This is a genomic window from Mesorhizobium sp. M0772 (assembly GCF_040320135.1).
Lineage (GTDB): Bacteria > Pseudomonadota > Alphaproteobacteria > Rhizobiales > Rhizobiaceae > Mesorhizobium.
Map to the genome: position 1 here is coordinate 1 of NZ_JAMYPB010000045.1, position 21,747 is coordinate 21,747.

Consider the following 21,747-nt stretch of genomic DNA (forward strand, 5'->3'; position numbering starts at 1 on the left):
GCGCCAAAATCTCCATGCCTTGCGATATCGCTGGCGCGAACCACCACGAAAGCGCAAGTTTCAGTCCATGCCAAAGCTATCTTAGCGCCTATGCCTTTGAGGGGGAGATGGCCGGCAAGCCAGAGGGGGGCGCGAAGAAACGCGACCTTTCGGTCAAACAAGCTCACCCTCTCAGTCCAACCCGGGCAAACTTTAGTCAACTGAAATGCCAGCGGGACAGCGCCCCCCTCTGCCCTGCCGGGCATCTCCCCCTCAAGGGGGGAGATTGGCAATTTCACTGGTCGTCACCACCCTTGGTGAGAAGATCGTCGGCAAGCGAAATCGCCGTGCGGCGGTCGGCTTCGCCGGCGGCGGCAAATGCCTCTTCCTGCATGCCGCGGATCCACGGCTGGTCGCTCGGCGAGGCGCGTTCGAGCGCGGCGGTCATCATGGCCAGCCCGCGCACGATCTTGCCGCTCTGGAACAGAAGATTGCCAAGCGTCGCCTGGGCGCCGGCATGGCCTTTTTCGGCGGCGAGTTGGAACCAGCGGCCGGCCTGCTTGACGCTGGCCTTGACGCCGCCCTCGCCCTTCAAAAACATCTGGCCCATCTCGAACTGGGCGTTCGGGTTGCGGTAATTGGCGGCCGCGCGCATGTAATATTCCTGCGCCGCGACCTCGTTTTCCTCGACCGGGCTGCCGGGGATACCTGTCCGGAGATAGTCGCCCAGCGCCACCAGCGCGTCGGAGACATAGCTTTCCTCCGGCGATCCCGGCTCGACATCCTGATCGACGATCTCGGAGAAGAATTTGAAGGCCGCATAGTCGTCGCGCGTCACGCCGTCGCCTTCGGCGTACATGCGCGCGAGCTTCCAGGTGGCGCCGATCTGGCCGTTCTCGGCGGCGTATTTATAGGCCTCGACCGCCTGTTCCTTGTGGCCGCTCTTGTAAGCGGAGAAGCCGAACTGGAACACGGCCCATGGGCTCGATTGCGGCTTCACGCCGGTCTTGTCGTCGAACACCTTGTCGTCGAAGGCCATGGCCTGGCCCACGGCGCCAAAGATCGCAACAGCGACCAGTGCCGGAAGGACAGACGACCTCAACAACTCAGATATCCGCATAGCAATGTGTTTCTTTGGCACCGCCCGGATGGGTGACCGCGCCGTCGCGGGCAGGCCCTACCGTTTGTGCGTATTTCCAGATCGCGCCCGACTGATAGTCGGTCGTGCGCGCCTTCCAGGCCTTCGCCCGCGTTGCCAGTTCGGCCTCGGACAGGTCGACCTCGATCGTGCCTTTGGTTGCATCGATCGAAATCACATCGCCGTCTTTCAAAAGCCCGATCGGGCCGCCCACGGCAGCTTCGGGCCCGACATGACCGATGCAGAAACCGCGCGTCGCGCCCGAGAAACGACCGTCGGTGATGAGAGCGACCTTGCCGCCCATGCCCTGGCCGTAGAGCGCCGCCGTCGTCGACAGCATCTCGCGCATGCCCGGGCCGCCGCGCGGACCTTCGTAACGGATGACGAGAACCTCGCCTTCCCGGTAGTTGCGGTGCGTGACCGCCTCGAAACATTCCTCTTCCGAATCGAAACAGCGTGCCGGACCTGAGAATTTCAGCTCCGTCATGCCCGCGACCTTCACGATCGCGCCTTCGGGGGCAAGGTTGCCCTTCAAGCCCACGACACCGCCGGTTTGGGTGATTGGTCGGTTGGCGGGACGGACCACATCCTGGCTATCATTCCAGGCAACATGCTCCATGTTTTCGGCCAAAGTACGGCCAGTCACGGTCATGCAGTCGCCATGCAGATAGCCATGGTCGAGCAGCGTCTTCATCAACAGCGGAATGCCGCCGGCCTCGAACATGTCCTTGGCGACATATTTGCCGCCCGGCTTGAGGTCGGCGATGTAAGGCGTCTTCTCGAAAATCGCGGCAACGTCGAACAGGTCGAACTTGATGCCTGCCTCATGCGCGATCGCCGGCAGGTGCAAAGCCGCATTCGTCGAGCCGCCGGTGGCCGAGACCACGGTCGCCGCATTCTCCAGCGCCTTCAGCGTGACGATGTCGCGCGGCCGGATGTTCTTGGCGATCAGCTCCATGATCTTTTCGCCGGACGCGAAATTGAAGCGGTCGCGCATCTCGTAAGGCGCCGGCGCGCCGCAGGAATAGGGCAGCGCCAGGCCGATCGCCTCGGCGACGGTGGCCATGGTGTTGGCTGTGAACTGGGCCCCGCAGGAGCCGGCGGACGGACACGCCGCCTGCTCGATCTCGAGCAGTTCGGCATCGCTGACCGTGCCGACCGAATGCTGGCCGACCGCCTCGAACACGTCCTGCACACTGATCTGGCGGCCGCGATAGGAGCCCGGCAGGATCGAGCCGCCATAGATGAAGATCGACGGCACGTTGAGCCGCACCATGGCCATCATCATGCCGGGCAGCGACTTGTCGCAGCCGGCAAGGCCGACCAGCGCATCGTAGCAATGGCCGCGCATGGTGAGTTCGACCGAGTCGGCAATGACATCGCGCGACACCAGCGACGACTTCATGCCCTGGTGGCCCATGGCGATACCGTCGGTGACGGTGATGGTGCAGAATTCGCGGGGCGTGCCGTTGGCGGCCGCGACGCCTTTCTTGACCACTTGCGCCTGGCGCATCAGCGAGATGTTGCAAGGTGCCGCCTCATTCCAGCAGGAAGCAACGCCGACCAGCGGCTGCGCGATCTCGGCTGCCGACAACCCCATCGCATAGAGATACGAACGATGCGGCGCACGCGCCGGACCAACGGTCACATGGCGGCTAGGCAGCTTGGCCTTGGAAATGACTTTGGCGTCCATACTCTTCCTTGCCGCGGGCGGTGCGGCCTGCCTCATCGCCGAGCCTTCTGGCGCGTGTCCCGAGACAAATTCGAGGTGCGCCGGGTTTATGGCGGGAAATGGGCAATTTGGTCGAGCGGGACCGTAGTGCGGGGGTTGGTCGGGAACTGTTGCCAAAACGTCACAATTACCAGAGGCGAAAGTGATGCGACGGATTTGCAGGCTAACTTTCACCCACAAAACAAAAGGCCGGGCAACGCCCGGCCTTTTATTATAATTTTCAGAGCCTTAGAACTTGATCTTGACGCCGCCCGAAATGGCCGTGACCAAGTCGTTTCCGAAATTGTAGCTGACCTCGGTGCCGGCCTGGTAGCCGTTCTCGTCTGTCAAAGTTCCTGAGTGACCGCTGGTCAGCACACCGATCGCGCCGGCCAACCGCACTTCGATGTTGGCGGTTGGCGTGTAAGCGACGCCGCCACCGAGTGTCCACGTGTCGCTCTGGGAGCCAACGCCGTGCGAGGTACCACGATCCCACGAAATCTGAGCTGCGCCGCTCCACTGCTCGTTGAACTTGTGGCCAATGCCTGTGGTAACCGTCCAACCGTCACGGTACATCAGATCTAGCGACGTCAATCGCACCGGAGTCGGAGAGCCGAGCCCCGGAGAAATCGACGTACAAGCTGCCAGCCCCTTAGAAGCTTGCGAGCAGATAGGAATGCTCTGCAACACGCTCCAGTTGACCCATTTGACGGACCCGAAGGCAAGCCAGCCGGGTGCGATACCGGATTGGAGCTTGAATTCCAACGAATCTGGCATGGAGGCATTGCCATATATGTCTATCGGCTCGGCCCCTATGCCGACCTTCGTCAAATCAAGCGTGCCAGAGAGATTGTCGAGCTTTACTTGCGAATTATAAACAAGGCTTGCGCGCAGCGCTATCTCAGGAATTTCGTAAGCAAGGCCAGCACGCCAGCCCCAGCCAGTGCCTTTGAGGTCAACGCGACCCGTGCCGCCGAAATTGGGCACCAGTGGCGACACAAGGCTTTCCTTGAAACCGTAGACTTCCTGGTAGAACACACCGCCGATGAAGCGAAGCTGCCCCTTGCCGGCATCCATCTTGTAGGAGCAGGTGCCGGCGTAGTTATTACTCTTGATGTCGGTTTCCATGTTGGACTGCGCGCCGGCCCAAAGGCCGGGAGCCGTATGCGCACCCCAAGGCTGTGAATAGTCGACCATACAGTCGACACCCTTGACCACCTCGGCCCTGACGCCGATGCGTGGCACCCAGTAGCTCTCGCTGTCTTTCGCCGTGCTGCCCAATGCCGACACGTTGCCATCTGAATTATCTGTGTCCACCGCATTCTTGAGCTTGCGCTCCGGCATGACATACGTCGCTTCGGCTTCGGTGGCGAAGGGCGCCGGATCGAAAAGAAGGTCGACGTCGTAGCCACCGCGCTCGATGCCGCCGGCATGCACGGAACCGATCAGACCCAGCGAAAAACACCCTGCCCCCAGCAGTGCTTTCAAACGCAAATTGCTCATGGATGTCCTCCCCGAAATACTAGTGCATCAAGCTAGAACCAATTCGGGTTAACGGCGCAACAATGAATTCGAATAGCGTACATGTACACTCTTGCGGACCGCATTTCGAACACAGTGGCGGCCTGGCCGGTAGGTTCGAAAATGACCATTTGGGCGGCAGACTAGGGAGCAAATCAGGTAAAACCGCTCAAAACAGCACCCAAAACCAGCTATTTTGCCGGCATTCGGCCCCATTGTTACATTATGGCAACAATGAGGTCGAAACTTTCCGTTTACGTCAATATTAACGTTACGGAACGCCTATTTTTCGAGCAAAAGAACCGCCGCCAAGCACTTGCCGGCGCCTTGCGAATCCAGCGCTCAACCAGCGTCGCGCACCCTGGTCAACGCCACCGAAAGCTTCTCCTGCTGATCGCGGTATTCCGCGAGCTTTTCACGCTCGGCTGCGACGATCTCTTCCGGCGCGCTGGCGACGAACCGTTCGTTCGACAGCTTCTTGTGCAGCCGCGCGATTTCCTCGGTCACCTTGGCCAGTTCCTTCTGCAGCCGCGCCGCCTCGGCGGAGAGATCGATCAGGCTGCCGAGCGGCAGGCAGATCGTAGCCTCGTTGAGCACGATCTGGGCCGAGCCCTTGGGCGCGGCGTCCTGCAGCGAGATGTCGCCGACCCGCGCCAGCCGCTGGATGGCGGACGCATGGCGATCCAGCCTCTGCTGGGTCTCGACGCTGGCGCCAACCACCACCAACGGCGCGATCGCCGCCGGCGGCACGTTCATTTCAGAGCGCACCGAGCGGATGCCGGAGACCAGATCGACCAGCCAGTTGATGTCGGCGGCTGCATCGGCGTCCTCGAAGTCCGGTGATGGCCAGGCGGCGTGGCAAAGCAGCGTTGCGCGCGTCCTGCCCTCACCTGCCGTCTGCGCCCACAGCTCCTCGGTCATGAACGGCATCATGGGGTGAAGCAGCTTGTAGATCTCGTCGAGCACGAAGGCGACGCAGGCGCGGCTTTCGGCCTTGGCCGCCTCGTCGGTGCCCATGAACACCGGCTTCAGCAGTTCCAGATACCAGTCGCAGAACAGGTTCCAGACGAAGCGGTAGGCGGCGCCCGCCGCTTCGTTGAAGCGGTAGCCGGTGATCCCTTCGGTGATCGCGTGCGACGCCCTGGTCAATTCGGTCAGGATCCAGCGATTGACCGGCAGCTTGGCGTCGTTCAGCCAGAAGTCGTCATTGCGCGCGACCTCGTTCATCTCGGCAAAGCGTGTCGCGTTCCACAGCTTGGTGCCGAAATTGCGGTAGCCGGCGATGCGCGCCGGATCGAGCTTTACGTCGCGCCCCTGCGCCGCCATCACCGTCAGCGTGAAGCGCAGTGCGTCAGCACCAAACTCGTCGATGAGGTCGAGCGGATCGATGACGTTGCCTTTCGACTTCGACATCTTCTGCCCGTTCTTGTCGCGCACCAGCGCATGCACATAGATGGTGTGGAACGGCTCCTCGTGCATGAAATGCAGGCCCATCATCATCATCCGGGCGACCCAGAAGAAGATGATGTCGAAACCGGTCACCAGCACGTCGGTCTGGTAATAGGTCTTCAGCTCCGGCGTGTGATCCGGCCAGCCCAGTGTCGAGAACGGCCAAAGCGCCGACGAGAACCAGGTGTCGAGCACGTCCTCGTCGCGAGTCAGGATCTCGCCCGGCTTGAAGGTCTCGAGCTTGTCCTCGACCCAGGCCTTCCATGGACCTTCCAGCGCCAGATAATATTCGATCGCGGCGCCCAGCGCCTCTTCCTCGGTCTTCTCGACGAAGACCCGGCCGTCCGGCCCGTACCAGGCCGGGATCTGGTGACCCCACCATAGCTGGCGTGAAATACACCAGGGCTGGATGTTCTCCATCCAGTCGAAATAGGTCTTTTCCCAGTTCTTCGGCACGAAGTTGGTACGGCCTTCGCGCACCGATGCGATCGCCGGCTTGGCCAGCTCGGCGGCGTTTGCATACCACTGCTCGGTCAGAAACGGCTCGATCGGCACGCCGCCGCGGTCGCCATGCGGCACGGCGTGGCGATGCGGCTCGATCTTGTCGAGGAAGCCGCCGGCCTCCATCAGCTCGACGATTTTCTTGCGCGCGACGAAACGGTCGAGACCGTCGAGCTCGTCCCAGACGGCCTGGCGCTCCGGCGTCACGTCGAGCCCGGCGAGAAAATCCTCGTTATCCCTGAGCGTTATTGCCGCCTCGATGGTCAGGATGTTGATCGCCGGCAGCTTGTGGCGCTTGCCAACCTCGAAATCGTTGAAGTCGTGCGCCGGCGTGATCTTGACGGCGCCGGAACCCTTTTCCGGGTCGGAATACTCGTCAGCCACAACCGGAATTTTCCGGCCGACGATCGGCAACACGACATTCTTGCCGACCAGATGCCGGTAGCGCTCGTCGTCCGGGTGCACGGCGACTGCCGTATCGCCCAGCATCGTCTCGGGCCGTGTCGTCGCCACGGTGATGAATGTCCCAGGATTTTCCGGATCGAAAATCTCGCCCTCGATCGGATAGCGGAAGTGCCAGAGATTGCCATTGACCTCCTGCGGCTCGACCTCCAGGTCGGAGATCGCCGTCAACAGCTTCGGGTCCCAGTTCACAAGGCGCTTGTCCTTGTAGATCAGCCCTTCCTTGTAGAGGCTGACAAAAACTTCGAGCACGGCCTTGGACAGGCCTTCATCCATGGTGAAGCGTTCGCGCGACCAGTCCGCCGAGGCGCCGAGCCGCTTCAGCTGGTTGAAAATGGCGCCGCCGGACTCGGCCTTCCACTCCCAGACCTTGTCGATGAACTGTTCGCGGGTGAGATCGCGGCGATGTATCTGCTTTTCCATCAGCTGGCGTTCGACCACCATCTGCGTGGCGATGCCGGCATGATCCATGCCGGGCTGCCACAGCACGTTTTTGCCGCGCATGCGCTCGAAGCGCACGAGTATGTCCTGCAGCGTGTTGTTGAGTGCATGGCCCATATGCAGCGAGCCGGTGACGTTGGGCGGCGGGATGACGATGGTGAAGGCCTCCGCCCCCTCCTCGGCGCCGGCGCCGGCGCGAAATGCGTCCGCCTCTTCCCAGATTTTGGCGATCCTGGGCTCGACGGTCTTGGCGTCGTAGGTCTTTTCAAGCATGGGAAAATGGTCCGCGCGGTCGGGAGTTTTGCTGACCCGGTGTAAATCGGAAGGTTTTGGCCAAGTCAACCGGGAGGGCGGCCTCAGTCCTTCAACGCAAATAGGCGGGGCCCTGGTCATTTCAACGGGAAGGCCACGCCTGCACCTTCATCGTCAGCGATCCCGACGGTAACCTGATCGTGTTCGCGACATCGGCCGGAAGCTGACCTGCAGCGAAAGCGTCGCCCGAAGGCGGCGCCTTAATCCGGATCGGGCTATGGTGATGTCTACTGCGCGCCGCGCGCGACGCGCTCGATTTCTTCGCGTACCAGGCGCTCGACCAGCGTCGGCAGATTGTTGTCCAGCCAGTCCTGCAACATCGGCCGCAGCATCTCCTCGGCCATCTCGTCGAAGGTCTTCTTGCTGCGGCTGGCGAAGGCGTCGGAGAGCTCGCCGAAGGCGGCTGCGACCTGCCGTCCCGTATGTTCCGAAACGATCGCCGACCGAACCGGAGTTGTATCGGCCGGGCGCGCGCGCTCGCCGCTCGAAGGACGAGGCTCGAAAGCCGGCTCGGCAGCGAGATCGTCCTCGAAAGCCTCGACCTCCGCGATTGCTGCCTGCCGATTTTCAGTCTCCGGCTGCCTGATCTCCGGCTGCCTGATCTCGGGCCGCCGTACTGTGTCAGCCGGTTTTGCCTGATTGCCAACGGCCGCGATTTCGCGGCGCCAATCCGTGACGATCGAGTCGGTGGTTTCCGCCTTTGCCCGCACTGCAGCTTCTGCCCTGACGGCGGGAGCTGGCTCACTGGCTATCCTGGCGCTTACTTCCGCCAATGTCATCGGAGCATGCGCGGGTGGCGCGGCGGTCGTGGCATTTGCCGCAATGGCAGGCTTCACTGGCGACGGCTCGGAGCGCGGCTCCGGCCGCGCAACCACCGGCTCGGCCAGTTGGGCCTGCACCTCGGCCAGCGTCACCGGCTTCTTGCTTTCGGTCGAGCTGTGCAATTCGCTGCGGAATGCCTCGACATTCGAAACAGGCCCGGCGGCCGGCACAAGGTCCTGGCGCAACTCATCGGCGTCGCCCGGCAGCTTGCGGCCGGTGTCGCTGTCTTCGATGATCCTCCTGATGGAAGCCAGTATTTCTTCCATGGAAGGTTCGCGCTGTGCGCTGCTTGCCGTCGCCATCGTCACATCCGCCGCCCCCGCGCATGATCCCGAAAATCGATTTTCGATTTTCGAAGAGGATCAGGCGCAAATCAAAGTTCTACAGTGTCCTTTGCGCATCCATCGGACGCGTGGCGCTGTAGTGACCCGTTCCTGGATTCCTGTCCGGCAAAGCCGGATACGAATCATGGCGACAGCGTAGCCGACGGATCGCCATCCGAGAATCCCCAATCTCGGAAGACGCCGGATTTCAACAATTTAGGCTACAAAAGACAAACGCCGCGCATCCATGGGAAGCGCGGCGTGAAATGCTTCAACCCTGGCGGGATTTGAGCCGCCCAGGTGGGCTCAACGACCGTCCGGCGTACGCAGCCCGATCCATTTGTCCTTGACGGCTCTGTAGTGCTCTTCAGGCTTGTACTTCACCACATTCAACGCCAGGCGATCGGCCGACAGGCGGCCCATGGCCGACAGGATGGCGTAGCTGGCTACAACCACATCGCGCTCGGAGCTGGCGAGGTCGATCTTTGCCGAGATGACGGCGTTCTGGGCATTCAACACGTCGAGCGTGGTGCGCTGTCCGACATTGCGCTCCTCGATGACGCCGTTGAGCGCCAACTGTGCGGCCGCGATCACCTGCCGATTAGCGTCGACGCTTTCCCGCGCTGCGATGTATTGCGTCCATGCCGAGGTCACGGCCTGGCGCACCGAGTCACGGCTGACATCCACCTCGATGCGAGCCTGGCTGAGCGATTCCTTCGACTGACGAACGAGTGCGGAGGTACGGCCGCCCGAATAGATCGGAACGGTCAGCGTCGCGCCGACCGTGGCGGCATTGGAGTCGCCGTCCGAATTCCCCGCGCCAGGTACAGTATTTTGATAGGCATGGGAAAGGCCGGCACTGGCAGTCAACTGCGGCAGCAACGCACCTTCCTGCGTCTTTACATCAAATCCCGCTGCATCGACGGAATGTAGGGCGGCCAGGATGGCCGGATGCTCGTTCGATGCAATGCCGATCGCCGCCTCGAGACTCCTCGGCAACAGCTTCGCCAACGGCGACGCGGCCTTGAGCTTGCCCGGCTCGTCACCGACGATCTGATGATAGGTTGCTGCACTGGCCAGAGCCTGCGCACGGGCAGCACTCAATTGCGCCACCGCGGCCGAACGAGACGCGTCGGCCTGCGCCACATCGGTGCGCGTGCCCTCGCCGACCTCGAAGCGCGAGCGTGCCGCGCGCGCCTGCTCGGTCAGGAACTGCAGATTCTGTTCGGTCAGCACCGCCACCTGGCGGTCGCGAATCACGTCCATATAGGCGCTCGCCGCGTTGAACAGCGTGTTCTCTTCGGTGTTGCGCAGGCCCTCGACCGAGGCCCTCACCTGTGCAGCGGCCGACGCGACCCTGTTCTTGGTCTGGAAGCCGTCGAACAGCGTCTGGTCAATCCGAACGCCGAAGCTGCCGGTGGTCAATGCCAGGCTCGCGTTCCTGCCGTTTAGGTGCCTGGAGGTGTAATCGATGTCAGCCGAACCAGTGATCACCGGGCGATAGCCCGACTTGGCGATCGCCACGCCCTCATCGGTGACGCGCACGCCGGCACGGGCCGAATTCAGCGAGGAATTGTTCTGGTAGGCCTTGGAAAGCGCGCCGAGAATGGTTTCCGCCGAGGCGGCTATCGGCGAAAGCGCTGTCGCGGAAATGAGGACGGTAACAAACAGACTCTTGGCTAAGGACGGCACTTTATATCCCTCATTCGTTTTGCACGGGAACCACGCCACGCCAGCCCATCCCTAGGGATCGGCCAGCGCCGCGTCGATCTATCGTTCCCCCGCTGACAGCTCCCGAAACCCCGGTTAACCAATCAGCAACGATTGTTCAATCGTAAGCCAACATGACAGAGTCTTTGCTGCAAGGCAAAATCACTTAGAACTCGAAGGCATGAATGCGTTCAAATCCGGGTAGTGGCTTAATTGCCGCATTAAATGCCCGTCTTCCGGTTACAACCCCCCCTGCGTTGAAAAAGAGCCGGGCTACGCCCGCATTGCCCTGCCCTTCCACAGCCACCAGCCGGCCGCCTTCGGCAAGCTGGTCAAGCAGCGCCGCAGGCACTTTCTCGACGCTGCCGCCGATGAGAATCACATTGTAGGGCGCCTTGGCGGCATGACCTTGCGGCAGTGGGCCGGTGACCACGGTGACGTTATCGCAGCCCTGCGCCGAAAGCGCCGCTTTGGCTGCTTCCGCCAGTGCTGTATCGCTTTCCAGCGCCACGACGGATTTGGCCAGCCTGGACAGCAGCGCCGCGGAATACCCGGTGCCGCAGCCGACATCGAGCACCGAATCGCCAGCGTCGATCTCGGCCAACTGCAAAAGCTTGGCCAGTGGCGACGGCTCCATGAGGTAGCGCGCACCGCTGCCATTGGTGCCGTCGGAGATGCGGATATCCTCGTCAATATAGGCGAGAGCCTGTTGGCCGGCCCCGACAAAGGCCTCGCGCGGCACGGCAAGCATGGCATCGAGCAATGCTGCGTCGGTCACATCCGTGGTGCGGACCTGGCCGTCGACCATCTTGACGCGAAGTTCGGAAAAATCAGCGCTCATGTCCCAACCAATCCGTCAAAAAGCCAATGCGCTGAAATGCGCTTGTCGCACCGACACTGCGGCGCATTCGCCCGGAACTCAAGCCCCCGACATGCGGGAGCTGAAGCGACTGGAGGCCTCGCCCGGAATCGAACCGGGGTGCAAGGATTTGCAGTCCTCTGCGTAACCACTCCGCCACGAGGCCTCATCGCTCCCGGCGAGCGAACTCAATATGGTGGCAGCGAAAGGTCGTCAAGCGTGCGCGCGGCATTCCGGCGTGCTTTCCTCATCAGCCTCCGCAACGTGGTTCCCGAGCGGTTTCAGCGGCTGGCGCCGGCATATTGGCCGCTCGTCAAGCATGGCTGCGCGACCGGCGAAACTCGAACCCGCAGCTTTACGCAGCGGGTGCAAACCGGCTTTCACCGCATATCGCGCGCGGCTGGCACCAGCAGTTGCCGTTCTCAAGGAGATCTTGAGGGGGAAATCTGCGACGGGCTGGAAAAGCGAAGCGGCCGCTCCGGGATCGCGCGCCATCGCTTTCAACTTGGCCGGCGACGCCGTTCCCACCAGACGACGAACCGGCGCCGCAGGCGGCGCACCGCGGCAAATTCGTAGGAAAGCACCAAAAGGCCGAGCGGAATCATCCAGAAGCCGAGAATCGGCAGGAAGCCGAGAAGGCCGAAAAACACCAGAACGATACCGATGGCGATCCTCAGCCCGCGCGAGCGCGGCATGGTGAACTCGCGCCCGAACACCGAGATTTTCCGCGCCGGTGCCTGGTTTTCGTCTGCTGCAGTCATGTCGAAAGTCGATCCGGTTGCCTTCGATAAAGCCATATGCGCTAAAGGCTGCAATCGCCGTTCAGGTTCCGCCGACCAAGGTCCGACGGCGCCCAAGACGGCTCATATGTGGTGTCATCCGGCGATTGCCAGAAACCATTGGGTGAAAATGCGCTAAAAAATGCGAAATGCTTCTTTGCAAAGCCGAAAAGGGTTTGCTATAGGCTGCGCCACTCACATGAGAGCCTCTATTCCCCGGTAGCTCAGTGGTAGAGCAACCGGCTGTTAACCGGTTGGTCGCTGGTTCGAATCCGGCCCGGGGAGCCACCGCCTTTTCTAAGCCGTGGTGCGATCTTGTACACTACAGCGCCATTGTCCGTGGACTTCGGTCCGCTTAGCTTCTGCCAGAACGGCTGGTAACAGCTACGAAGCCGATCGAGGCAGTTTGGTGGGCATCGCGCCCCTGCCCTCGCCCGAAGGCAGCCTGATAACGCCCGGTATCATCTATGAAAATACCAAATCGGGAGGACGTTGGTGCAAACCAAGAAGATCATCAATGACGGCAATCGGGCCGTCGACGAGATGCTGGAAGGCATCCTGGCTGCGCATCCCCGCCATCTCAAAGCCGTTGACGGAAGCCCGCGCTCGATCATCGCCCGCGATGGACCGCGCCAAGGCAAGGTAGGCCTCGTCATTGGTGGCGGCTCGGGCCACGAGCCGAGTTTTCTCGGCTTCGTCGGCAAGGGGCTGGCCGACGCGGCGGCGATCGGCAATGTCTTCGCCTCTCCGCCGCCCGACCCGATCCTCGAATGCGCCAAGGCGGCGAGCGGCGGCGCCGGTGTGCTGTTCATGTACGGCAACTATGCCGGCGACGTCATGAATTTCGACATGGCGGCCGAAATGGCAGCAATGGACGACATCGAGGTGCGCACGGTGCTGAGCACCGACGACGTCGCTTCCGCGCCCGTTGGCGACAGGCACAAGCGGCGCGGTGTCGCAGGGAACTTCTTCATCTTCAAGGCGGCAGGCGCCGCCTGCGACCGCATGTTGTCTTTCGATGAATGCGAACGCATTGCCGGGAAGGCCAACGACCACACCTTTACCATGGGCGTCGCATTGGCGCCCTGTTCGTTGCCGCAAACCCGCCGGCCGAATCTCGAAATCGGACCCGACGAGATGGAGATCGGCATGGGCATCCATGGCGAACCCGGCATCGCACGCGGAAAACTCAAAACGGCCGACGAGATCACTGACGAAATGCTGGACAGGATTCTCGCCGAGATGGCGCCGGCACGCGGCGAGAAGGTCGCCGTGCTGGTCAATTCGCTGGGTTCGACGCCGCTGATGGAACTCTACATCATGAACCGGCGCGTGAAGCAGAGGCTTGACGATATCGGTGTATCCATTCACGCAAGCTGGGTCGGCAATTACTGCACCTCGCTCGAAATGGCCGGCGCTTCGATTACGCTGCACCACCTCGACGACGAGTTGCAAACGATGCTCGACCACCCTTGCGACTGCGCCATGTTTCGCGCCGGGTAAACTGGGGAAGGCAAGGAACAAGAGATGACGACAATCGACACCACCCGCCTTGCCGCGATGTTCGCGGCCATCGCCGACGCCATGTCAGCCGACCGGGATCGGTTGTGCGCGCTTGACGGGGTGATCGGCGATGCCGACCACGGCATTGCGATGGAGCTTGGATTTTCCGCGGCACGCGGTGCGGTGGCCGCATTGGATACCGGCACCACCGATCCGACCATCTTGCTGAACACGGCGGCGAAGTCGTTCCTCAACGCCGTCGGCGCCTCTTCGGGCCCGCTCTATGCCACGGCATTCATGCGCGGCGCGGCCGCCGTCAAGGGCAAGGCCACGCTCGACGACGCCGACGCGGTCGGTATGTTCCAAGCGATGGCCAGAGGCATTCAGGATCGCGGCAAGGCCGAGCCTGGCGAAAAGACGATGATCGATGCGTGGGCGCCGGCCGCGACGGCTGCGGGCGAGGCACTGGCCGCCGGCAAGGGGCTGGCCGGCAGCCTCGCGGCTGCAGCCGAGGCGGCAAAGGCCGGCGCGGAGGCGACCAAGGCGATGATCGCCACCAAGGGCCGGGCCTCCCGCCTCGGCGAACGCTCGCTTGGCCATATGGATCCAGGCGCGGCGTCCGCCGTAACCGTCATCGAGGCGATGCGGATCGCCTTGACCGGCTAGGTCGGGAGCGAATCCTCAGCGCTTCGCGTCGAGCTTGTCGACAGCCTGCACATTGGCGGCAGAGGGACCGTTCGGATCGAACTCCGAGGCCAGCCAGGCGTCGGCGATCGATTTGGCCAGTTCGGGGCCGATGACGCGCGCACCCATGGTGATGATCTGGGCATTGTTGGATTTCGCAGCGCGTTCCGCCGAATAGGTGTCGTGGGTTAGCGCGGCACGGATTCCGGGCACCTTGTTGGCCGAGATGCTGACGCCGATGCCGGTGCCGCAAAACAGGATGGCGCGGTCGTAATTGCCGTCGACAATTTCGTGGCCGACCGCAGCGGCAATATCGGCGTAGAATCCGGCCTGGCTGAGATCGACGACCTGCAGTTCTGGCTTGGTGGCGAGATGCTTGGCGATGACATCGAGCAGCGGCTTGCCGGCGCTGTCGGCTCCGAGTGCGATCTTCATGGCAATGAACTCCTTCGTTTTCGTGGTCAGCGCGCGATGGCGGCCGACGCCTTTTTGAGAATGTCGATATAGCCTTCCGCTTGCCATGCCGAGCGGCCGATGAACAGCCCATCGATATGCGGCTGGCCGATCAGTTCGGCTGCGTTACCGGGATTTACGCTGCCGCCGTAGAGCACAAGCGGGGCGGTCGGCAACCGGCTTGCGGCCACCTGTTTGATCAGCGCCTGCTGCTTGTCGGCATAGTCGGCGCTGGCCGGGATGCCGTTTTCGCCGATCGCCCACACCGGTTCATAGGCAAACAGAATTTCCGCCGACAACTCATTGTTTGTGAGACCCTGCAGCGCGCCCAGAACCTGCGCGGTCAGGATTTCATCAGCGCGGCCGCCCTCGCGCTCGGCCAGCGTCTCGCCGACACAGATCAGCGGCACAAAGCCGTGCCTGACCGCCGCCGCCGTTTTCAGTCCTACGGTCCTGTCCGTCTCACCAAAATGCTCGCGGCGTTCGCTATGGCCTAGTTCGATCAGGTCGAGCCCGCAATCCCTCAGCATCACCGGCGAAATCTCGCCCGTCCAGGCACCGGCATCGGCCCAATGCATGTTCTGGGCGCCAACCTCGACGCGGGTGTTGGCGAGCGCCGCCTTGACCTGCCGCACCGCGGTGAAGGGCGGAATGACGAAAGGCTGTATCGCCGGATCGAAGCCGGGCACGAAGGCCGCCAATGCCTCGGCGAACTGCAGCGCCTCCGCCAGCGTCTTGTTCATTTTCCAGCTCGTGCCGACCCAATATGGGGCCATTCTTCTCTCCTTCGATCCGAAATTCGGATGATGCGTGTTTCCGGCCAGCGCGCCGGCCTACGGGCCGGCGCTTTCCCTCAAGCGCGAGGCTTGAGACTGTCGCGGCCGCTGTCGATGTAAGGCGCCCAGAAATCCACCGACTCGCGGATCATGGCAATAACTTGATGATCGACCGGTTCCCTCTCCCGGAAGGAAAGTTCAAGGCAGATCTCATTGTCGGTTCCGCCACCCGCCCGCACGGCATCGAGCAGCTTCTGCGGGATGATGCGGCCATCCTTGTTGTAGGCGGCGGTGAACGGCCAGTGCCCGCCCTTGTTCATCGACGATTGCTTGATGTGGATGATCGGCGATTGCAACGGGAACGCTTTCGCCCAGGCATAGGGATCAGTGTCGTCAGGATTGGGCGAGGTCACGTCGCCATGGTCGATGTCGACCATCATCTGCATCGGGATCGGCAGCTTGGCCGCATCGATGGCGCCCTGCAATTCGACGCAGCTTTCGATCGTGTGGCCAAACTCGCGGCCGACCGACATCGGTTCCCAGAAAAGGTAGGTCAGGCCCGCCGCCTTGGCGTGCTCGGCCACTTCGCGCCAGCATTCGAGCGCGATGTCGAGAAGCGCCGCGCGCCGCTGCGGATCGTCAAAATCCTTGTAGGTGAATATGGCGTACTGCGTGCCCATGCCCGACGCGCCGAGTTCGGCGGAGATGTCGGCGAAGGTCTTGAACCAATCGACATAATAGCGGCGCACATCCGCGTCCGGATGGCCGAAATGATTGAGCCGGCCATAGGGACCGGTCATACCCGAAGTGATCCGCACGCCGGTCCGCGCCAGGGCGCTGTTGAACAGGCGAACGAACTTGGCGCTCGTTGCCGCCGGCCAGCCCGGATTGACGAATTCATGCGTCAGCTGCACGTCGCGGATGCCGATGCCATAGGCAATGGCCTCGATCAGATCGTCGGGATCGGCGAAGCGATTGACCAGCGGGTTGGTGTTCAGCGAAAGCGTGAAGGCCATCAGTTCACCGCCGCCATTGTCTTTGTGCACCAGTCTTCGAATGTTTTCCGCTCTTCCGCATTGATATGCAGCCCGTGTTTGGTCCGGCGTTCGAGAACGTCGGCGGCGGTCATCGCCCATTCGGTCTCGAACAGGAAGACAGCTTCGAGCTCATAGAAATCCGGGCCGAAACGACGGCCAAGATCGGCTTCGCCTTTTACGCCTTTCAGCAAGGCGCGCGTGCGCGTGCCGTAGCTGCGGGCATAGTGCTTCACCAGCGACGGGCTAAGCCACGAAAACTCGGCGTGCAGATCGCCCAGGAACTGCTCGAAATCCGCGTTGGGCAGGTCGCCTCCCGGCAGGGGAATCTTGGCTGTCCAGGCCTTCTTCATGGTCGGAAAGAAGGGCTGGATCTTTTCCAGCGCATGTTCGGACAGTTTGCGGAAGGTGGTGATCTTGCCGCCGAACACCGAAAGCAGCGGCGCGCCACCGTTGGGGGCGTCGAGTTCGAAGATGTAGTCGCGCGTCACCGCGCTTGGATTGTCGGCATTGTCGTCATAGAGCGGACGCACGCCCGAGAAGCTGTAGACCACGTCTTGCGCGGTGAGCTGTCGCTTGAAGTAGCGATTGACCACCTTGATCAGATAATCGATTTCGCTGGCCCCGGCCGCCACTTCTTCGGGCCGGCCCTCGTAGGGAATGTCCGTCGTGCCGATCAGCGCCAGATCGTTCTCATACGGGTTGACGAAGATCACCCGCTTGTCGTTGTTCTGGATCAGATAGGCCTGCCGCCCCTCCCAGAATTTCGGCACGACGATATGGCTGCCCTTCACCAGGCGAACGTTGCGGGTGGAATTCTGCCCGGCGACGCGGCTGACGATGTCATTCACCCACGGCCCAGCCGCATTGACCAGCCCGCGTGCGCGGACCTTCGTCACCGCACCGGTGCGGCCATGCTGCATGTCGATGGACCACATCCCGCCTTCGCGCCGGGCAGCAATACAGGCGGTGCGAGTGAAGACTTTTGCGCCGCGCTGACTGGCATCGAGCGCATTGAGCAGCACCAGCCTGGCGTCGTCGACCCAGCAGTCGGAATATTCGAAGCCGCGCTTGAATTCGTCCTTGATCGGCGCCCCTTCCGGCGCTGTTCTCAAGTTCAGCGTCCTCGTTCCCGGCAGCCGCTTGCGGCCGCCAAGATGGTCGTAGAGAAACAGCCCGAGCCGGACCAGCCATGCCGGCCTGTCCTCGGGGCTGTGCGGCAGCACGAAGCGCATCGGCCAGATGATGTGCGGCGCCGCCTCAAGCAGCACCTCGCGTTCGATCAGCGCTTCGCGCACCAGCCGGAACTCGTAATATTCGAGGTAGCGCAGACCGCCATGCACCAGCTTGCCGGAACGCGAGCTGGTGCCTTGCGCCAGATCGTCCTTCTCGCACAGGATGACCGACAGCCCACGGCCGGCGGCATCGCGCGCTATGCCCGCTCCATTCACGCCGCCGCCGATCACGAAGAGATCGACAATATCCGTTGTATCGCTCAAGACTTAGCTCCTGTGCGGTGCGCCATCGATTTCCACACCGGATGCAGCGCCTGGCGCGCCGCGACGAAGGATGGAAACAGCGCATCGTAGGTTTGCGAAAGCGCCTCGTCATAGGCGTCGCATTCGCCCAGCAGCGGCGTCACCCACTCGGCGCAGCAATCATCCATCGAGCGATAGACGCCAAGCCCGACTGCGGCCATCATCGCCGCACCCGCGGCGCCGGCTTCCTGGCGGCTGCTGGTCCTGACCTGCGCGCGGGTCGCCGGGGCGATGATGCGGCGCAGCGACGGGCTGCGCGCGGCGCCGCCAGACAGACGGATTTCGCCGGGCACGCTGCCCATTGCCTGGTAGCAATCGCGGGCCGCGAAGGCCAATCCTTCAAGAACCGCGCGTGCCAGATCGCCAAAGCCGTGCTTGACCGAGAGGCCGATGAAGCCCGCTCGTGCGTCGGGGTCGACGAACGGTCCGCGTTCGCCGGCAAGCGAGATGTAGGGCTGATAGATCAGCGATCCCGGCTCCGATCCTTCGACCCAGACATCGAGCGCTTTCAGCAATTCGTCGCCCGAAGGTTTTGCGCCGCTGGCGGTCAGCACGTCGCGCGCCAGGCCGAGCAGCCAGTCGATGTTGAGCGTCGCCGCCATATTGGATTGCAGTTGCGCATAGGCGCCGGGAACCGGCATGGCGATCGTGTAGCCGGACGCGTTGTCGTTGAGGATGACATCGTCGGCTGTGCGCGCCAGGCGCGTGTGGATGCCGGTCGAGCCGATGACCGTGCAGCCGACATTGCCGCTTGGATCATAGAGGCCGGCGCCGAGCGCGGTGCTGACCATGTCGACGTAGCCCAGCACCACCGGCGTGCCCGCAAGCAGGCCGGTCTCGCCTGCTGCCGACGCAGAAAGCGGATGATGATCGGTCGTGCCTTCGAGCATGGGCGGCAACAGGCGGCGGTGCGACGTCAGATCCAGAATGTCGAGCACCTCGTCGGAATAGCTGCGCGAGCGGAAATCGCCAAAGGTGAAGGTGCCTTCCGATGGATCGGTGGCGCGCTCGCCGGTCATCTTGAAATAGAGCCAGTCCTTGCAGTGAAAGGCAGTGGCGGCGCGCTCCAGAATTTCAGGGCTGTTCCTCTTCAGCCAGCTGAGCTGAGCGCCCTGCTGGCAGGCGTTGAGCCCGGTGCCGGTGATCTCGAACCGCGTGCGATCCCGGGGATCGCCGCGCATCTCGTCCACCAGATGTCCGGCGCGGGCGTCGAGCCAGAGCCAGGCGCGACCGACCGGCAAGCCGTCACCATCGATCAGCCAGGTGCCGTCGCCCTGCCCGGTGATCGCGATCGCCGCGGTTCGCCGCGCGAGGTCGGGAACTTTCGTCGCCAGCTCGCGAACGGTCAGCGCCATGTCGCGCCATGTCTGATCGAGGTCCTGCTCGGCGCCGCCGCCTTCCAGCGTGACAAAACTGTTGGTCATCGACGCCATGGCAAGCTGCCGCCCCGACAGATCGAAAGCGACCGATTTGATCACGGAAGTTCCCGCGTCGATCCCGATCAGCAGGTCTTTCATGCCGCACGTTCCGGATGGTTATGAAGGCAATTCACAAGGAGCAGTCTTTGTTGTCTGGAGCCGTGGAAGAGCCAGGGAGTGTCCGCAAAGGACACCCCCTGAGCACGTTTTATTCCGACAGCACGAAGGGTTCGGTGTACTTGTCCACATTGTCCTTGGTGATGAGCAGGCAATCGAACAGCTGCTTCTCGCTGGTGGCGCCGGTAGCGCCCGTCTTGATGAACGAGTCGGCCTGCTGCACGGCCTTGGCCGAGAAGATGGCCACCGGCTGAAGCACGGTGTACTGCAGTTCGCCGGACTTGATGGCTGCAACCGCATCCGGGGAACCGTCAAAGCCGCCGACCTTGATGCCGGCGAGCTTGCCAGCTTCCTTCAGCGCCGCAACCGCGCCAAGCGCCATTTCATCGTTGCCGCTAATTACGGCGATGATGTCGGGATTGGCTTGCAGCATGCTCTGCATCTTGTCGTGTCCCTGGGTACGATCCCAGTTGGCGACCTGCGAAGCGGCCTTTTCGAGATCCGGATACTGGCTCAGCACGGTCGCGTAGCCGTTCGAGCGCGTGGCCGCGTTGTTGTCCGACGGGGCGCCGAGCAGTTCGACATACTTGCCCTTTTCACCGACCGCCTGCACCCACTGCTGGGCACCGAGAGCCGCACCCTGGGCGTTGTTGGAGACGAGCTGTCCCTTGGCAAGACCTTCCTGGTTGATCTCGGCATTGACGAGGAAAACCGGGATGTTGGCGGCAATCGCCTTCTTCACCGCGCCGACCGAACCATCGGCATTGGCCGGGTCGAGGATGATCGCCACCGACTTGTTGGTGATGGCGGTGTCGATCAGATTGCTTTCGGTATTGGTGTCGCCCTTGTGGGCGGCGACGTTGGCTGTATAGCCAAGCTTTTCGGCTTCGGCCTTGGCGACGTTGCCTTCGGTCAGCCAGTAGGGGTTGGCCGGATCGTTGACGATGATCGAGATCAGGCCTGCGGCCGATGCGGCTGCGCTAAACCCGACCATCATCGCGGCGGCAAGCAAACTTCTAAGCACGATTTTCATGTACATTCCTCCAATGATTTACGCGGTATTCCTGCCAGTCAGCTGGCAGTCTTCCCTTGGGCAGGATTGGCCGGTTCGGCCTTCCCCCGTTTCTGAGAAGTCGGTTGGCCGCCCGTCGAAGTTGGAAGCTTGCTACGGCGGCGATACTGAACGGCGTTGAGGAGCACGGCGAGCACGATGACCGCGCCGGTGAACACTGTCTGCCAGTAGGATGAGATGCCGATGATCACCAGACCGTCGGACAGGAAGCCAATGACGAAGGCCCCGAGCAGGGTGCCGCGAATATTGCCGCGGCCGCCGGTCAGTGCGGCGCCGCCGATGACGACGGCGGCGATGGCCGTCAATTCGTAGGTGGTGCCCGCGGTCGGCCCGGCCGAGGTCAACTGCGAGGACAGGATCAGGCCGGCAATGGCGGCACAGATGCCTGAAAGCACATATACCGAAATCTGCACGGTCTTGACCGGAACGCCGGAGAGTTCGGCGGCGCGCTCATTACCGCCCGAGGCGTAGAGCCAGCGCCCGAACGCGGTGCGGTTCAAGACGATGCTGCCGATCAGCGCGATGACCGCCAGCACCACCACGCCGGTCGGCACGCCGAACAGACGGTTGAAGCCAAGCGCGTCGAAACCGGTGTTGCCCAGCTCCGGCTTGCCGCCGAGATTGTTGTAGGTCAGGCCGCTGGTCATCAGCAGCGCCAAGCCGCGCGCCATGTACATGACGCCGAGCGTGGCGACGAAGGCCGGAACCTTGAACCGCGCGATCAGCACGCCGTTGATCAGCCCGACGGCGGCGCCCAGCATGCAGGCCAGCACCGCGACCACCCAGACGGGCGGATAGAGAACGACGCCCAGCCAGGTCAGCGTCACGCCCTGCATCAGAAACCCGGCGACGACGCCGGCAAGCCCGAGCGTCGAGCCGACCGACAGGTCGATGCCGCCATTGAGAATGACGAGCAGCATGCCGACGGCGAGAATCCCGAAGATGGCGACATGCGAGGCCATGGTCAGGAAATTCGCCACCGAGAGGTAGTAGGGCGACAGGATCGAGAAGACGACGATGATAACGATCAGGGCAAAGAAGGCCCGGCCTTCGAGCAGCAGCTTGGCCACGTCGAAGCCCTCGCCGCCCGCATTGGGGCTGGACTGTTTGCTGGCCTGGCTGACATCGCTCATGGGTCGGGGCTC

17 protein-coding genes and 2 tRNA genes are annotated in these 21,747 nt (G+C 62.5%); 3 read left to right on the forward strand and 16 right to left on the reverse strand.

Features of this window, described 5'->3' with window-relative positions:
• Window positions 1–274: 274 nt before the first annotated feature.
• The 9 genes from NKI06_RS24115 to NKI06_RS24155 all read right to left on the reverse strand — a co-directional run bounded on the left by NKI06_RS24115 (window position 275) and on the right by NKI06_RS24155 (window position 11,989).
• A complete protein-coding gene (locus NKI06_RS24115; protein WP_023714413.1) occupies window positions 275–1,099 on the reverse strand; it encodes a tetratricopeptide repeat protein in 825 nt (274 codons plus the stop codon).
• On the reverse strand, window positions 1,086–2,810 hold the full coding sequence (gene ilvD / locus NKI06_RS24120) for a dihydroxy-acid dehydratase (RefSeq protein ID WP_352987440.1): 1,725 nt from the start codon (window positions 2,808–2,810) through the stop codon (window positions 1,086–1,088). The genes NKI06_RS24115 and ilvD overlap by 14 nt, the downstream gene beginning before the upstream one ends.
• 267 nt (window positions 2,811–3,077) lie before the next feature.
• Window positions 3,078–4,331: an OmpP1/FadL family transporter gene (locus NKI06_RS24125; RefSeq protein ID WP_352987441.1), complete on the reverse strand. Its 1,254-nt coding sequence runs from the start codon at window positions 4,329–4,331 to the stop codon at window positions 3,078–3,080.
• 360 nt (window positions 4,332–4,691) lie between these two features.
• The gene (locus NKI06_RS24130; protein WP_352859156.1) at window positions 4,692–7,475 is read right to left on the reverse strand and encodes a valine--tRNA ligase; all 2,784 of its coding nucleotides are present in this window, start codon (window positions 7,473–7,475) and stop codon (window positions 4,692–4,694) included.
• A gap of 266 nt (window positions 7,476–7,741) precedes the next feature.
• The gene (locus NKI06_RS24135) at window positions 7,742–8,638 is read right to left on the reverse strand and encodes a PopZ family protein (protein ID WP_352987442.1); all 897 of its coding nucleotides are present in this window, start codon (window positions 8,636–8,638) and stop codon (window positions 7,742–7,744) included.
• Window positions 8,639–8,965: 327 nt separating this feature from the next.
• On the reverse strand, window positions 8,966–10,351 hold the full coding sequence (locus NKI06_RS24140; RefSeq protein ID WP_023667706.1) for a TolC family outer membrane protein: 1,386 nt from the start codon (window positions 10,349–10,351) through the stop codon (window positions 8,966–8,968).
• Between the two features lie 184 nt (window positions 10,352–10,535).
• Window positions 10,536–11,210 (reverse strand): protein-L-isoaspartate O-methyltransferase family protein, encoded by a 675-nt coding sequence (locus tag NKI06_RS24145; protein WP_023744773.1) that lies wholly within the window; start codon window positions 11,208–11,210, stop codon window positions 10,536–10,538.
• Window positions 11,211–11,320: 110 nt separating this feature from the next.
• Window positions 11,321–11,394: transfer RNA gene (locus tag NKI06_RS24150), tRNA-Cys, on the reverse strand.
• 334 nt (window positions 11,395–11,728) lie between these two features.
• A complete protein-coding gene (locus tag NKI06_RS24155; RefSeq protein WP_031203994.1) occupies window positions 11,729–11,989 on the reverse strand; it encodes a PGPGW domain-containing protein in 261 nt (86 codons plus the stop codon).
• 231 nt (window positions 11,990–12,220) lie between these two features.
• On the opposite strand from NKI06_RS24155, the gene NKI06_RS24160 reads away from it, so the two are divergent.
• The 3 genes from NKI06_RS24160 (at window position 12,221) to dhaL (ending at window position 14,176) form a co-directional block, all read left to right on the forward strand.
• A tRNA-Asn gene (locus NKI06_RS24160) sits at window positions 12,221–12,295 on the forward strand.
• Window positions 12,296–12,502: 207 nt separating this feature from the next.
• Window positions 12,503–13,510, forward strand: coding sequence for a dihydroxyacetone kinase subunit DhaK (locus NKI06_RS24165; protein WP_352914640.1), 1,008 nt, complete (start codon window positions 12,503–12,505; stop codon window positions 13,508–13,510).
• A gap of 24 nt (window positions 13,511–13,534) precedes the next feature.
• Window positions 13,535–14,176: a dihydroxyacetone kinase subunit DhaL gene (gene dhaL, locus NKI06_RS24170; protein ID WP_352987443.1), complete on the forward strand. Its 642-nt coding sequence runs from the start codon at window positions 13,535–13,537 to the stop codon at window positions 14,174–14,176.
• A gap of 15 nt (window positions 14,177–14,191) precedes the next feature.
• On the opposite strand, the gene derI is transcribed toward dhaL, so the two are convergent.
• From derI to NKI06_RS24205, 7 genes are all read right to left on the reverse strand, one after another.
• Window positions 14,192–14,629, reverse strand: coding sequence for a D-erythrulose-4-phosphate isomerase (gene derI / locus NKI06_RS24175; RefSeq protein ID WP_023672592.1), 438 nt, complete (start codon window positions 14,627–14,629; stop codon window positions 14,192–14,194).
• Between the two features lie 26 nt (window positions 14,630–14,655).
• Window positions 14,656–15,423 (reverse strand): triose-phosphate isomerase, encoded by a 768-nt coding sequence (locus tag NKI06_RS24180; protein ID WP_352987444.1) that lies wholly within the window; start codon window positions 15,421–15,423, stop codon window positions 14,656–14,658.
• Between the two features lie 77 nt (window positions 15,424–15,500).
• Window positions 15,501–16,439 carry a sugar phosphate isomerase/epimerase family protein gene (locus NKI06_RS24185; RefSeq protein ID WP_352987460.1) on the reverse strand — a complete coding sequence of 313 codons (939 nt, stop codon included), beginning with the start codon at window positions 16,437–16,439 and terminating at the stop codon, window positions 15,501–15,503.
• Window positions 16,439–17,956: a glycerol-3-phosphate dehydrogenase gene (locus NKI06_RS24190; protein WP_352987445.1), complete on the reverse strand. Its 1,518-nt coding sequence runs from the start codon at window positions 17,954–17,956 to the stop codon at window positions 16,439–16,441. Before NKI06_RS24190 ends, NKI06_RS24185 begins: the two co-directional genes overlap by 1 nt.
• Window positions 17,953–19,512, reverse strand: a complete 1,560-nt coding sequence (locus NKI06_RS24195) for an FGGY-family carbohydrate kinase (RefSeq protein WP_352987446.1) — start codon at window positions 19,510–19,512, stop codon at window positions 17,953–17,955. The genes NKI06_RS24190 and NKI06_RS24195 overlap by 4 nt, the downstream gene beginning before the upstream one ends.
• 109 nt (window positions 19,513–19,621) lie before the next feature.
• A complete protein-coding gene (locus NKI06_RS24200) occupies window positions 19,622–20,563 on the reverse strand; it encodes a D-ribose ABC transporter substrate-binding protein (RefSeq protein WP_502900612.1) in 942 nt (313 codons plus the stop codon).
• 38 nt (window positions 20,564–20,601) lie between these two features.
• Window positions 20,602–21,735 carry an ABC transporter permease gene (locus NKI06_RS24205; RefSeq protein ID WP_023697631.1) on the reverse strand — a complete coding sequence of 378 codons (1,134 nt, stop codon included), beginning with the start codon at window positions 21,733–21,735 and terminating at the stop codon, window positions 20,602–20,604.
• Between the last annotated feature and the right edge of the window lie 12 nt (window positions 21,736–21,747).